Origin of the sequence: Lutibacter agarilyticus (genome assembly GCF_900188235.1) — a bacterium.
GTDB classification, from domain to species: Bacteria; Bacteroidota; Bacteroidia; order Flavobacteriales; family Flavobacteriaceae; genus Lutibacter; species Lutibacter agarilyticus.
The window spans coordinates 43,220-58,111 of the sequence record NZ_FZNT01000003.1 but is presented as its reverse complement, the minus strand read 5'-3'; the positions used below and the strand labels follow the sequence as shown (position 1 = coordinate 58,111).

The 14,892-nt window shown below is 31.4% G+C and carries 11 protein-coding genes and 1 tRNA gene; 11 read left to right on the top strand and 1 reads right to left on the bottom strand.

Annotated elements, in window-relative coordinates; genetic code table 11:
- Positions 1-20 precede the first annotated feature (20 nt).
- From CHB67_RS05320 to CHB67_RS05285, 8 genes are all read left to right on the top strand, one after another.
- A complete protein-coding gene (locus tag CHB67_RS05320; protein ID WP_089380730.1) occupies positions 21-599 on the top strand; it encodes a 30S ribosomal protein S16 in 579 nt (192 codons plus the stop codon).
- Positions 600-615: 16 nt separating this feature from the next.
- Positions 616-1,146, top strand: coding sequence for a ribosome maturation factor RimM (gene rimM / locus CHB67_RS05315; protein ID WP_089380729.1), 531 nt, complete (start codon positions 616-618; stop codon positions 1,144-1,146).
- A 13-nt stretch (positions 1,147-1,159) separates the two neighbouring features.
- Positions 1,160-1,244: transfer RNA gene (locus CHB67_RS05310), tRNA-Ser, on the top strand.
- Positions 1,245-1,580: 336 nt separating this feature from the next.
- Positions 1,581-2,849 carry a site-specific integrase gene (locus tag CHB67_RS05305; protein ID WP_089380728.1) on the top strand — a complete coding sequence of 423 codons (1,269 nt, stop codon included), beginning with the start codon at positions 1,581-1,583 and terminating at the stop codon, positions 2,847-2,849.
- Positions 2,850-2,906: 57 nt separating this feature from the next.
- Positions 2,907-3,752 carry an RteC domain-containing protein gene (locus CHB67_RS05300; RefSeq protein ID WP_176461223.1) on the top strand — a complete coding sequence of 282 codons (846 nt, stop codon included), beginning with the start codon at positions 2,907-2,909 and terminating at the stop codon, positions 3,750-3,752.
- 484 nt (positions 3,753-4,236) lie between these two features.
- Positions 4,237-4,524, top strand: coding sequence for a helix-turn-helix domain-containing protein (locus CHB67_RS05295; protein WP_089380726.1), 288 nt, complete (start codon positions 4,237-4,239; stop codon positions 4,522-4,524).
- Positions 4,521-5,210 (top strand): hypothetical protein, encoded by a 690-nt coding sequence (locus CHB67_RS05290; RefSeq protein ID WP_089380725.1) that lies wholly within the window; start codon positions 4,521-4,523, stop codon positions 5,208-5,210. Before CHB67_RS05295 ends, CHB67_RS05290 begins: the two co-directional genes overlap by 4 nt.
- A gap of 248 nt (positions 5,211-5,458) precedes the next feature.
- A complete protein-coding gene (locus CHB67_RS05285) occupies positions 5,459-6,139 on the top strand; it encodes a P-loop NTPase family protein (RefSeq protein ID WP_089380724.1) in 681 nt (226 codons plus the stop codon).
- Positions 6,140-6,324: 185 nt separating this feature from the next.
- On the opposite strand, the gene CHB67_RS05280 is transcribed toward CHB67_RS05285, so the two are convergent.
- Positions 6,325-8,850 (bottom strand): hypothetical protein, encoded by a 2,526-nt coding sequence (locus tag CHB67_RS05280; protein ID WP_089380723.1) that lies wholly within the window; start codon positions 8,848-8,850, stop codon positions 6,325-6,327.
- A gap of 246 nt (positions 8,851-9,096) precedes the next feature.
- Between CHB67_RS05280 and CHB67_RS05275 the strand changes: the two genes are divergently transcribed.
- Genes CHB67_RS05275 through CHB67_RS05265 form a run of 3 tightly spaced genes read left to right on the top strand, consistent with a single transcriptional unit; the run spans position 9,097 to position 14,884 of the window.
- The gene (locus CHB67_RS05275; RefSeq protein WP_089380722.1) at positions 9,097-12,264 is read left to right on the top strand and encodes a SusC/RagA family TonB-linked outer membrane protein; all 3,168 of its coding nucleotides are present in this window, start codon (positions 9,097-9,099) and stop codon (positions 12,262-12,264) included.
- Positions 12,265-12,276: 12 nt separating this feature from the next.
- The gene (locus tag CHB67_RS05270; RefSeq protein WP_089380721.1) at positions 12,277-14,163 is read left to right on the top strand and encodes a RagB/SusD family nutrient uptake outer membrane protein; all 1,887 of its coding nucleotides are present in this window, start codon (positions 12,277-12,279) and stop codon (positions 14,161-14,163) included.
- A gap of 34 nt (positions 14,164-14,197) precedes the next feature.
- Positions 14,198-14,884: a DUF3823 domain-containing protein gene (locus CHB67_RS05265; protein WP_217900256.1), complete on the top strand. Its 687-nt coding sequence runs from the start codon at positions 14,198-14,200 to the stop codon at positions 14,882-14,884.
- The last annotated feature ends 8 nt before the right edge of the window (positions 14,885-14,892 follow it).

The following is a 14,892-nucleotide window of genomic DNA, read 5'->3' as shown; positions in this document are numbered from 1 at the left end:
ACCTTAAAAATTAAAAAAGAATGCCAGTAAAAATTAGATTACAAAGACACGGAAAAAAAGGAAAACCATTTTATTGGATCGTTGCAGCTGATGCACGTTCAAAAAGAGATGGTAAATACTTAGAGAAATTAGGAACTTATAACCCTAATACGAATCCAGCACAAGTTGATTTAGATATTGATGGAGCTGTAACGTGGTTACAAAATGGTGCACAACCAACTGATACTGCAAAAGCAATTTTATCTTATAAAGGAGCAATGCTAAAAAATCACTTAGTAGGTGGTGTTAGAAAAGGAGCTTTAACTGAAGAGCAAGCTGAAGAAAAATTCCAAGCTTGGGTTGATGAAAAAGCAGGGAAAATTACTGCTAAAGTTGATGGATTAGAGAAAGCGAAAGCAGATGCTAAAGCGAAAGCTTTTGAAGCTGAAGTAAAAGTTAACGAAGAGCGTGCTGCTGCTGCTAAAGAAGTAGAAGAAGCTGCGATTAAAGCTGAGGCTGATGCAAAAGCTGCAGAAGCTGCTGCAAATGCAGAGCCAGTAGAAGAGAAAGGTCCAGAATCTATCGACGATGCTCAAAACGCTGCAAGCGAAGAAGCTTAATTAATTTTATACGATAATGCATAAAGAAGATTGTTTTTATTTAGGCAAAATCGTAAGAAAACATAGTTTTAAAGGAGAGGTTGTAGCTAAGCTAGATACAGACGAACCTGAACTTTATCAAAATTTGGAATCAGTTTTTATTGCTTTAGGTAATAATCTGGTTCCTTTTTTTATTGAAAAAAGCTTGTTACAAAAAGGGAATCAACTTCGTATTCAATTTGAAGATATTTTAACTGAAGCTGATGCTGATGCTATTTTAGGATCAGAGTTGTATTTACCTTTAGAATTCTTACCAAAATTAACAGGGAACAAATTTTACTTTCACGAAATTATAGGTTTTGACATTGAAGATGTACACAACGGTTATGTTGGTGAAATTACCGGTGTAAACGATAGTTCTGCTCAACCTTTGTTTGAAATAAACGCAAATGGTATAGAAATTTTTATACCTATGATTGATGATTTTATAAAGAAGGTAGATAGAGACAATAACAAAATTATTGTTGAAGCTCCTGAAGGTTTAATAGATCTTTATTTAAACCAATAATAACATAATTTTTAGAGAGGTGGCCGAGTGGTCGAAGGCGCACGCCTGGAAAGTGTGTATACGGCAACGTATCGAGGGTTCGAATCCCTTCCTCTCTGCTAAAAAGAAAACAAATTTGAGCAAAACCCTTTAAAATATAGGGTTTGCGATTTTTTTTTATTTTAAAACCATCATATTGTTTGATTTAATTTCATATATTAGGTCAACAAATCGGTCAACAAATAAAAAATTTTAATTTGTTGACCGATTTATCGCGGTAAGCCCTGTAAATACTAGAAATTCACTTTCTTAAAATCAGTGGAAAATATAGTTTATTTAGGCTCTTAATTTGTTTTAGAGGTTCACAAAAAGATCATACTTTTATGTGAAATGATTTTACTATAGTTGATTTGACTTTCGTCTTAAATAAAGTTTAACTTAAAAAGACGACAACTATGAAAACAACAACCACATTTGCAATCCTAATTTGGATTAATGCTTCACGTGCTAAAAACAATGAAGCAGAACTTTTCGCAAGAATTACTGTCAACCAAAAGAGAGTTAATATTAGCTTAAAGAGAAAAGTGAATATTGATTCCTGGGACAAAGCTAAATCAAGGGTTAAAGGAACCAATCAAGAAGCACGTATCATAAATGCATACATTGATCAAACTCAAACAGCCTTATTTCAAGCATATCAGGATCTAAAAGCTGAAAGAAAAGTAATTACTTCACAAGCAATTAAATCTAGGTTTTTAGGATTAGATGAACAACATTATTCCCTTCAAGATATAATTGATTATCACAATGAAAATACCTCCCATAAACTTCATAAAGATACTATAGGTCTTTATAAAACAACGCAAAGGTATTTAATGGAATTTGTGCTTAAAGAGTTTAAAACGAATGATATTTATCTCAGAGATCTCAATTATTCATTTGTTTTAAAATTTGATAATTTTTTACGAGCCTATAAAATGTCAAGAAATAAAAAATTAATTGGTAATAACACCATTATAAAACACATTCAACGTTTGCGCAAAATGGTAACAATGGCATTTCATATTGAATGGATAAATAGGGATCCATTTGTAAAATATAAACCAGTATTTGATAAGACTGAACGAGGATTTTTATCGGCCAAAGAATTAGAAGCTATTGAAAACTTTACTACTGATATTGAGCGATTAAGAATTGTAAAAGATTTATTTATTTTTAGTTGCTACACAGGAATTGCATATGTTGATATTATGAAGCTCTCAAAAAATAATATTTTGTTAGGGATTGATGGAGGTCAATGGATTGTTACTAAAAGACAAAAAACAAATACACAAGTCAAAGTTCCAGTTTTAAAGCAAACACAGCTGATTATTAACAAGTATAAAAATAATCTAAGGGTCCAAACAACAGGTACATTGCTACCAGTACTATCCAACCAAAAATTAAACAGTTATCTTAAAGAAATTTCTGATGTATGCAAAATCAAAAAAAACCTTACATTCCATATGGCACGACACACATTTGCAACTACAGTAACTTTAACAAATGGAGTGCCAATAGAAACGGTTTCAAAGCTTTTGGGTCATACTAAATTGGCTACAACTCAAATATATGCGAAAGTAATTGAGCGAAAAGTGAGCGATGATATGAATGCTTTAAAAGTTCTATTGGATAACAAATCAACACAAAATTCAGTAGATAACAGGAGAAAATCAAGCAGTTAGTTATTATTTGGTTTTTTTTATTATTTTTAGATGCTAAAAAAATTGAAAAACCCCTATATGAAAAAAACTACTTCTACCTTTAATAGGTATAAAAAAACTATTGCAATAATTGAAAAATCAAATTTAAAAAACGTAAAAACTTTAAAACAAGGAATTACAATCTCAAGAGAGTATTTAAATGAGTTTAGCTCACTTGTTAGATCTAAAAGCTTTCCATCAAAAAAAGAAGAAATAACATTCTTTAAATATCAAAAGCCTTATGTTGAAGGAAGGCTTCAATACTTTAAAAAGGTTCATAATTATCTACTTGAGAAACCAGTTTCTGGAATTTCAAAGCAACAGAAGTACATTAATAATGAACTTAATAAGTTAGATAGTAAAAAATGTAAACAACTTGAATTTGTTAAGTATTATAGGTTAAATGAAGATAAACTAGATCACCTTTACTTTTTAAGAGGAATTGATCAATTAGAATTATTTGTTGATACATCTCATCATTTTAAAGATCCGCTGTTTACAACTAGCCACGACTTTCTAGTATCCAAAATTATTGCTCACGATTTATTAATTAAATTTTATGAAAAAGAACTGGAGTTACTTAAAAATAAAAATTTTAAGACAATTATTGAAGAGGTAAAACCAGATATATTTAATGATTTGCAATGGACTGGAACAAAAACAGAATTGATAGAACTAATTTTTGCATTAAATGTTTCTGGCTGCTTTAGAAATGGTAATGCAGATATAAAAAAAATAGTAAAAGTGTGTGAAGAACTTTTTAATTTAGACCTAGGGAACATCCACAAAACTTTTAATCAAATTAAAGCGAGAAAAAAAGATTCAACTAAATTCTTAGATAAATTAGTAGTGTCTCTATCCAAAGAAATAACTTTTGAAGCATAAAATTTGATTGTATTTGTAGGCGTTAAAGATTTAGATCGCTTTTCAAAAAGTTTTTAGTATTTCAAAAATCAGCATTTTTGACACTTTTTCCAACAACTTTATACTAAAAGTGTATTTTTTCAAAAAAAAAGAAAAATACACTTTGTTTAGGTGTTGAAATACAATATTTTAAGTAAATTATTTTTAGTGTTTCTAAAAAGTACTAAAAGTGAAAAAAAAACCTTTTTTCAGTAAAAACCACGATTTTTTTGAAGAAAATAAGGAGGGTTTTTAAGATGAAAAGAAGCTCAAAATACTAAAAAAACACCCTATTTAACATCTTCTTAAATATTATAGGGTTTAATATCAGTTAGATACGATTTAAAAAATGTTAAATTTTTTAGTATTCTTAGTGTATACTAAAAAGTCTCATTCAAACAATTCAGCTTTGTAGCACGAAAGTCAAATCGCTATAAGAAATTATTAATTAAAAAAAGCTGAAAAAATGCCAACACAAATTATTACTTCAGATGATCTAAGAGAATTTAAAATCGAATTATTAGAAGACATCAAAAAACTATTAGCTAGTACAACTTCTGCAGGAGTGAAAAAATATCTAAAATCTGGTGAGTTAATGGAATTATTAAAAGTGAGTCCAGGAACACTTCAAACACTTCGAATCAATGGAACTTTACCATACACAAAAATTGGAGGAATCATTTTCTATGATGCTGATGAAATTTCAAAAGTGATGAAAGAAAATAGAGTTCATAATTTAAAAGCAGGTTTATGAACTACATAAAACACCTCAACGGTATCTTTCATCAATTCTCTAAAGATAGTCGCTTAAATCCAACACATATAAGCCTGTATGTTGCCTTATTTCAATTATGGAATTACAATCGTTTTCCAGAAGAATTTTATATAAATAGGGAAGAGGTAATGAAGTTTTCAAAAATAGGTTCCAATACAACGTATCATAGATGTATAAAAGAGTTAAGTCATTGGAAGTATATTCTTTACAGTCCCTCTCATAATCCGTTTAAAGGAAGTAAAGTGAGGTTGTTTAGTTTCTGTACAAGTGATAAGCAAGAGTTGTATTTAGACTATCCCAAAAATGGACAAGCGCTGGTATCTAATATAAACATTAATAAACATAATATAAACTTTATTAAACTAGAGGCAATCGCAAAAGAAAAATTGATTTTAGATTTTTTTAAAAAAGAAAATTACCCTGATTTGGAAGCTGAAAAATTTTTCAATCACTACCAGGGAATTGGTTGGAAAGTAGGTGGGAAATCAAAAATTACTGATTGGCAAGCAACAGCCAAAAGTTGGATGCTAAAAGCTGAAGAAATGAAATTTTCATCTAGAAGCAAGTCGAAAAGAACAAACAATTCAAGCTATGATTTACCACTTGACCATTTTCAAGACAACCTCCACGTCAACCAAAACAAAAGATACGATGAACCACTCTAACAAATTAAACCGACCTAGGATTTGGAAGCGAGTGTCAAATGTTAGAAGTATCCGTAAAAAGAAATGCTGTTTGGGAACGGCGAGTTCATTTCTTTTAGGATTCGAAAACTAATTTGACAGCTGAAAATCCAAGTCTTGATTTTTTGTTTCGTTTTGCATCAAGGCAAAATGAAAAGAACATCAAAGATTCTAAAATTTAGAGATCAGTCCCTAAGTCAAATTCACAACTATCAAGCAATAAAATAACTATGAACCCAACACCACACATTAAAACCGAAGGAACCTCTAACTTCCAAATAGGAGAAATTATAAACAATACAGTACATTATGATTTCGAAAAAATAAAAACCTACCTCAACATCAAAGGCCATATACTCTTTGGAAAAAACTTCAAAATCTACAAAGAAGACGAGCCGCTACTTTTTAAACTATGCTGTTACTTCATTCAAGACCACTACAGTTGCTCAAGAATTGGAATCGATACCAACAAAGGATTATTATTATCGGGACCTGTTGGTTGTGGAAAAACATCATTAATGAAGCTCTTAGCTCATTTAGCTCCACATAAAACCAACTATGAAATCATTCCAACACGAAATATCGTTTTTAATTTCAATGCATCTGGATTTGAAGTGCTAGAAAAATACAGCCAAACAAAGAGCTTTTGTTTTGACGATTTGGGCGTAGAACCAAAAGGCTCACATTATGCAAAAGAATGCAATGTTCTTGGGGAAATCTTACTTTCCCGATATGATTTATTTGTAGGTAACAATAAATCGGTTGCTGAGCGGAGTCGAAGCATAACCCATATTACAACAAACCTCAACGCTGAAGAAATAGAAAAAAGATATGGAAATAGAGTTCGTAGTCGCATTAGAGCAATGTTTAACCTGATTAGTTTTGATGAAAATTCTATAGACAAAAGGTAATTAAAAAAGTCCAATTCAAAAGAGTTTGACATTTTTAATTACTATGGATGGTGTTTGAATTAATTAAATGGATTAGCCCTAATGTTGTCGTTTTTTAATTAAATTCAATAATAGGCTAATACTCATTTTAAAACATTTACTTTTTTTAACCCTTACCTAATTAAGGTTATCAGGGTTGAAATAAATTATTCTATTATATTTTTAAATGTTTTGTCGAATTTTGAATCCAACAATTCAAGATATTCCTTGCAATAATGATTGTAACATTTTTTTGCCAATCCTTTTTTTCCAAGATTATATAAAGATTTACACTGAAGAGATAAGGCAACTTCACTCAAGGGATCATATTTTAATATTGTTTCTGCAATCAATATATTCAAGTGTAGATCTGTCTGCGTTTTTGATATTAGTTCTAGATTATCAATTAGAAGGTTTGAAACATAGTTTTTGAAATCATCAATCCAGTCGGTTTGAATATCTGGGCAAATTTGACCACGTGATACAATTGTTAGAAGTTTATGAATATCGTTATCCTTAATAGGTTCTCCGGATGAGTTATTCAATAGGTTAATTACAAATGAATAGTCACAAAAAACATTATCTCCAATGTTCATTTTCCAATACGAATTGTCATTTGTAATTTCTATATCACCAATTTTATCCAGTAAAATTCTTAGTTTACTGATGTTAACATTTCTATTATTTCTTGCACTGTTCTCGGATTTGTCATACCATAAAATATCTGTTAATTTAATAGATGAAACTCCTTTCTCATTTTTTGATGCTGACAATAGAATTATAATAAACAAATGTTTTAAAGTAGGCGTAAACATTGCTGTCATATCATTTCCATCTATATCATATACTTGAAAGCCACCATGTAAATATATAGCGGATTGCTTAATTTTTTTTGATATAGAAGGTGCCAATCGTTGGGCCTCTTTCTTTAATTCAATTTCTTCCTTTTCATTGGTTATAACTAATTTCGCTTTTTTCTTAAACCAAATTAAAAGGATGATTAAAACAACTAGTCCGGACAAAATTGCAATAATCCATGAATGATCCCAGAATGATTTATTAGGTTTAATTTCTTCTTGAAAAATATCCGATATTAAAAGAGGAGGGTACGAAAGTGAATATAGATTAACATTACTTTCATTAGCATTGAGCGCATAAAGTTTGGACTGAGAAGGATTTAAAAATAAGGAGCTTCGAGACTTTATATCCAAAAACTTATAGGGAATCGAATCAGGAAATACTACCATTTCATTTTGATCAATTTTAAACTGAGCAAGTCTTAAGTTTGTATTAAATGTAGTATTGTCATATATGAGGGTGAAAAAACTATCAGAATTAGAATCAACTACCATAGACTCTACTGGAACAAATGGAGCGTGCTTAACGTTGGTTAAATCCCAAAGTTTTTTCACTTCCAAACTCTTAAAATCTACAGTGAAAAGATCGTAAAAATGTTGGCTGCCTAAATTCTGATTTCCATTAGAATTACCATACCCTCCAAAAATTAGGAATTTATCCTTATTTAATATTCCAGAAGAACTTAGGTATCTCGGTTCAATAGAGGTGCTTTTATCAAAAGTTTTCCAACTTGAATTTTTAAGGTTAAATTGTTTTAAATCGCTTTTGTACTTGTAGTACCCATATCCACCAAATGTTATTAAGGAGCTATCTATAGGAGAAATGATATTGTTGTGATGCCAATAATTAACTACATCATTTATTTTAACATCTTCAAAACTCCATGTTGAACTTTTGAAGTCAAATTTGCTAATTGAATTATCTTCAAAAGAATAGGACCATATCTCATCTTGATTTGGATTGTAAATAAATGTGTTTGATTCCAATATGTATGGAGACCCTTTGTAGGTTAAAGTATCTAAGGTCTGCATTTCAACGGAGTATACATAGACTGCTTTTTTGTCGATAAAGAAAATTCGTTGACCAAATTCATCTTGGGCGCTTCCTAGGAGGTTCTCAAAATTGAAATCTCTAGTTTTTTTCCAAAACAAATGTTCGTCCATTAACCATGTTGGATTTGATACAACCGCGATATGGTTATTAGTTTCATCATAAACAATATTGGAACTAGTATGTTTTCCTAAAATCCAGTTTCTTACAAGTTTATTATTATCAAAAACTTTAATGTTTTTGATACTCATAGGGCAAACATCAGTAGTTGCAAAATTTTTATTAAGGTTTTTTCCAAAATTTATTTCAAAATCCTCTAAATCTTTGTGGAGAGCAATTTTCTTAATTATTTTATCGCCATTTATTGATAGGGTAAGCGAAGAATTTTCAATATCTATAAAAAGATTAAATTTTATCCATTTATAAAAGTCTCCTTCTAATATGTCAGACCATTTATATTTGAATAGAATCGTGTCCTGAACAACAAGCCAAAAATTTTCATTTTCATCATCTAAATTAGCGATAAGATCTATGTTCAATCCTTCATTACCTATTATTTTGAAGATATTTCCGTAATAACCATCTCCTTTTCGAAAATTAGCTTCAAATTCTATACTAAATGCGTTATCAAAATGAAAAGGGTCTTCAGGTGTAAGATTTAATGAAGTCCTTTTGTCTTGATTTACTTCGTGTGAAGAGAAGAAAAGACCTTCATCTAAATAGCCTTGACCGTAGAATATACTGGAAAAAAGAAAGCTTAATAAAAGCAATAATTGTCTAAACATGAACGCAAGATATATTATTTTTGAATAATTCTCTTGGAATATTTTCAATAAAAAGAAAAGTTCAAGAAAAAATCTTTTTTTTTAAAATTAATTAAAAATTAAGCTCGTATTAAGTCTTAATTATTTGTTAATTAATAACGGCCACATACATTTGATTCATAAATAATTAAAAAATATAACAATATGATGAACCTAAAAAACTAAAGAGTAAAAACGAACAAATTTTAATTTAACCAAACATTAATTATGATAAAAAATAAACGTTTAAAAATGCCTCAAGGCGATATTAAAAAGACCAAACGCTTTTTAATGTACCTATTATTTCTTGTGCTAATTATTAATGCACAAAATGTTTTAGGACAAAATAAAACAATTACAGGTAAGGTAGTTGACGAAACAAATATGCCACTACCTGGAGTTTCTGTAGTACTAGAAAATTCAAATATTGGAGTTTCTACAGATTTTGATGGAAACTATAGTATAGCGGTTTCTGGACAAGGAAATTTAATATTTAGCTATATTGGGTTTGAAACTCAAACTGTTGCAATAGGTACTGAACCTGTTATTAACGTAAGTATGACAACGGATGTTTCATCTCTTGATGAAGTTGTTGTTGTAGGGTATGGTTCTCAAAAGAAAGAAAGTTTAACGGCTGCTGTTGCAGTTATAGACAATGAGGAAATTCAAACAACTGCAAATGCAAGTGTCGCTCAAAAATTATCTGGAAAGATTGCAGGGGTTCAGGTTCGTCAACAGTCTGGTCAACCAGGTTCTTTTGATAATGACATTAATATTCGTGGATTTGGTGCGCCGATTTACGTAATTGATGGAATTCGTAGAGGAGGTTCAAAAGACTTTCAACAGTTAAATTCAGAAGATATTGAAACTATTTCTGTTCTTAAAGATGCGTCAGCAGCCATTTATGGTTTGGGAGCTGCTAATGGTGTAATATTGGTGACGACGAAAAAAGGAACTAATAGAAAACCAACATTTACATATAATTCATTGTATGGTTCTATTCAGCCAACAGATATTCCTGAAATGGCGTCGGCTTCACAATACACACAAATGTGGAATGATACACAATTGTTTTTACCTGGTGGTGGAGGAACTCCTTATTATTCACCAGAAGAAATTCAAAATTGGAAGAATGGTGGTCCTGGCTATGAAGGAACAGATTGGAATGAAGCTTCAATAAGTGATAGTGCTTTTACAATGCAACAAAATTTTTCAGCATCAGGAGGTACTGAAAAAACAAATTACTTTATGAGTTTTGGATATGTAAAAGAAGATGGTTTGATTAAGAGTGGCGATATGGGCTACAAACGATACAACCTTAGATCCAACATTACTACTGAATTGGCAAATAATTTAACAGCATCTCTTTTAATTAGTGGAAGATGGGATAAAAATTGGCAACCAGGAACTAACTTCTTTAATATTTTTAAAGGGTCACGTATAACGCTTCCGACTGAATATCCTTATGCTAACGGTAACCCAGATTATATATCTCCAGTTTCTTCAGGGCTTAACCCAGTTGCGTTTATGGAAAAAGATCTTACAGGTTATAATGAAAGTGTAACTAGAAATTTCACCTCTACAATGGCTATTGAATATGATGCGCCATTTGCTGAAGGTTTAAATTTAAAACTTGTTGCAGCTTATGATATGGTGAATTATCAAAATAAAAGCTTATACCCTACTTATAATTTATACAATTATGATGAGGAGAATGATGCATATAACGCCGTAAAGCAAAGAGATGGTACAGCAAGTATTAGCAATGGAAATACAAATAGTGATGGACTATCGTTTCAGGGGTTTGTAAATTATGACAGAACGTTTAATGAAGATCATGATCTTGGAGCTACGTTAGTTATAGAAAAAAATTCTTGGTCTGAAAGATATTCGACTATTAAAAGATACTATGCTAATTTTTATACAAAAGATCAATTAAGGTTTGCAGATGCGCAAGGTCAAGAAAGTGATGGTATTGAAAAACAAACAGCTGATTTTTCTTATGTTGGTCGTTTAAATTATGGTTACAAAGGAAAGTATTTGTTCGAATTTGCAGGTCGTTATATGGGAACATATAGATACTCTAAAGAGAATAGATATGGTTTTTATCCAACTGCTTCTATAGGTTGGCGAATGTCAGAAGAACCATTTATTAAGGATAATGTAAGTTGGATTTCTAATTTGAAATTAAGAGGGTCTTATGGTATTTCAGGAATGCCAGAAGGTGGTGCTTTTCAATATGTCCCTGGATTTAGTATTGGAAGTGGAGGTTCATATGAATTTAATGATGGTGAGTTAACAGAGGGAATCAGTACACCACCAGCAGCAAATGGAAACCTTACTTGGATGGATGCTACAACAACAGATATTGGTATTGATATTGGTTTATTTAACAACAGGTTTAATTTTACTACGGATTATTTCCAAAGATTATTAGATGGGATTCCAGCGAGACCAAGTATTGCTTTGCCAAACACATATGGAGGCGTTTTACCTCAAGAAAATTTGAATAGTGAAATTACAAAAGGTATGGAATTTTCAGTTTCATATAGAGATAATGTAGGGAGCGATTTTAAATATGGTGTTTCTGCAAATTTCACGTATGCTCGTACCAAAAGAGATTATGTTGAAGGTGAATCTTATACAAATAGTATGGATAGATGGAGAAGTCAACAAGGTGATAGATGGAATGATATTGCATGGGGATATGACTACATTGGACAGTTCCAAAATGAACAAGAACTAGTTGATGCTCCAATGCAAAACGGTGACCGTAGTAATGTAGATCGTGAATTACCTGGTGATTTTCAATATGCTGACTGGAATAACGATGGTATTGTAGATGGCCAGGACGTTCAACCTCTATTTTATAGCGGTAAGCCTAAAATGTATTACGGATTAAATTTGAATGCTGAATACAAAGGTTTCTATTTTAATATGTTATTTCAAGGAGCGGCTAAATATACAGTTCGTTTTAGAGAAGTATATGCTGAGATGTTTGCTTTTAAAGGAAACACACCTGCTTATTTTTATGATAGATGGACAAAAGCAGATCCTTATGATATTAACAGTGAGTGGATTCCAGGAAAATGGCCAGCAAATAGAACTAACGGAGACGTTGGTGCGATGTATAAGGAAAGTTCTGTTTGGAGAAGAGATGCTTCTTATGTAAGGTTGAAAACTGTAGAGTTTGGATATGACTTTAAATATGAGGAATTAAAAACTGTGTTAGGTATTACAAACATTAGACTTTATGCAAATGGATTCAATTTATATACTTGGGCAGATGATTTTGTAAAACCTTTTGATCCAGAAAAGATTGAAGGAGCTTATTCTGCAGGATTCACTTACCCAGTTACTAGAACATTCAATTTGGGTCTTAATATTAATTTTTAAACAGATAATAATATGAAAACAATAAAAAATATATTTTTTCTCTTGGCATTTGTCGTTCTAGTTTCTTCATGTAACGATGGATTAGATTTAGAGCCAACGGACAAAATTACAGCAGATGAGTTATTTGGTGATCCAGAAGGAACCAAATTGTATTTGGCAGATTTATACGATAGATTACCTATCGAAGATTTAACATACTTTCCGAAAGAGGGATTTAATTTTAATAGAGGCGGACCAAATAATGGTGGTTTTTCAAACTCTATGTTAACAATGATGGGTCACCATAGTGAACGAAATAGTTTTGTGAGTGGTAGCTATTTAAAATGGTGGGAACCTGCCTATAGTTTAATAAGAGATGTAAACTTGTTTATAGACATTATTCCAACATTAGATATTAATGAGGATGACAGAGCAGCGTACACTGCTGAAGCAGCATTTATTAGAAGTTTTGCTTATTTCGGATTGGTAAAAAGATACGGAGGAGTTCCTATTATTACGGAGCCTCAAGAATATGATGGAGACCCAGAATCTTTAAAAGTTCCAAGAAACACAGAAAAAGAAACATGGGATTTTGTTTTGGCTGAATGTGATATTGCCATTAACGCTTTGGGTGAAACAAATGGTAGAAGAGCTTCTAAATGGGCAGCATTAGCACTTAAATCTAGGGTAGCCTTACATGCTGCTTCTATTGCCAAATTTGGAGGAAACGTTGATTTAACTGGTGATGCAGTAACACAAGGACTTGTGGGACTTTCTACTGGTGATGCGAACAGATATTACCAAGAATGTATTGATGCATCTAATGAACTTATGGAGTATGGACCATACTCTTTGTATCAGCCAAATCCTGCTAGCGCTGAGGCAGCTGCAGAAAATTTTAGAGCAATGTTTGAAAATCCAAATATTGCTGGAAACGAAGCAATTCTTATAAAAGGTCGTACGATACCAGGAGATAATTACGGAAATAATTATGATATTTGGTTTGGTCCAGCTCAGAAAAGAAACGGATGGCCTCACCCTGGAAGATATAACCCAACATTAGATTTTGCTGATTTATTTGAAAATTACAGCAAGCCAGGTGAAAATGGTACAATCGTTACAACAACTGATGGTGATACAGAAAACTACAATGGTTTTGACTCCTCTAGAGATTACGTTCATTATGATAATCCTGTTGATATTTTTGCAGACAAAGATGCCCGTTTAAGAGCTCAAGTTATTCTTCCAAATTCAGAATGGAAAGGTGATAATATGATTATTCAAGCAGGGTATGTTCAACCAGATGGAAATGCAAAGATTGAAACAAAAGCACAAATTGATGTAAATGGAACTACCTATTATACTTATGGTACTTTAAGTCCTGAAGAGCATTCTGGTTTTGATCCTCATGGAGGAAATATGACTAAAACAGGTTTTGGATTCAAAAAGTTTTTACAAACCACTCCTGTTATTCCAGGGTGGAACAGAAGCAATACAGATTTCGCGGAATTTAGATATGCAGAAATTTTATTGAATTACGCTGAAGCAGTAGCTGAAAGTGGTTTAGGAGATGAATCAAAAGCAGCTGAAGCAATGAATGCAACTCGTAGAAGAGCTTTTCATCAAACAGATATTCCATTAACTGTTAATAACGTTTTACGAGAAAGAGCTGTTGAACTAGCTTTTGAAAACAAAGGTATATGGGATTTAATGAGAAGAAGAACCTATCATACTACATTTAATAATACAAGAAAGCATTCTTTAATGCCAGTATTAGATTTAAGAGGAAGTGCTCCTTATAAATATATTTTTGTTCGAAATAGAGTAAGAGGGAATAGCCCTCAAACATTTGATATCAAGCATTACTATAGAGCTATTCCAGGAGTTGGTTTAAACGGATTAGTTCAAAACCCTCAGTAAGTAGAATAATTTATAAAATTAAAATTAATGTATGATGAATAAAATTAAATATATAGCAATACTGATAGTTTCTATTGGTTGTTTGGCTTCTTGTGAGCTAGACGAAATGGACGGACCAGATTCTGAATTATACGGAAGTATAATTGATGATGTAACTGGTGAACTAGTTCAGCAGGACATCATCCGGGGAGGTGAATTAGAACTTAGAGAACATGGATGGGAAAATGTATCTCCACAACATATGAATTACAGTGTAGATGGTACATACCGAGATAGTCAATTGTTTGGAAATGATTATGATATATTTCCAATAAAAACTAATTTTCATCCAATTGATACTATCAAAATGAATATTAGTGGAAGTACAAAACTTGATTTAATCGTGACTCCATATATTAGAATAAAAAATGCAAATGTTTCTAAATCTGGAAGTATTGTTACAGCTACTTTTTCTTTGGAACAAACCGGTTTAAGTAATGTAAAAACAATTGGGTTGTATGCAGGTTCTGATGGAAATGTAGGTGAACCAATGAGGCTTACAAAGGCTGATCAAAATATTGACGCTGTTACAGATCCAAATACGGTCTATACATTATCAATTGATACAGATAATGAAATAGATTTAAAAGCGGGTAAGGTTTATTTTTTCAGAATTGGAGCATTGTATAATGCTTCTAATTCAAAATTTAATTATGCGCAAGCTGTAAGTATTCAACTTTAATAAATTTG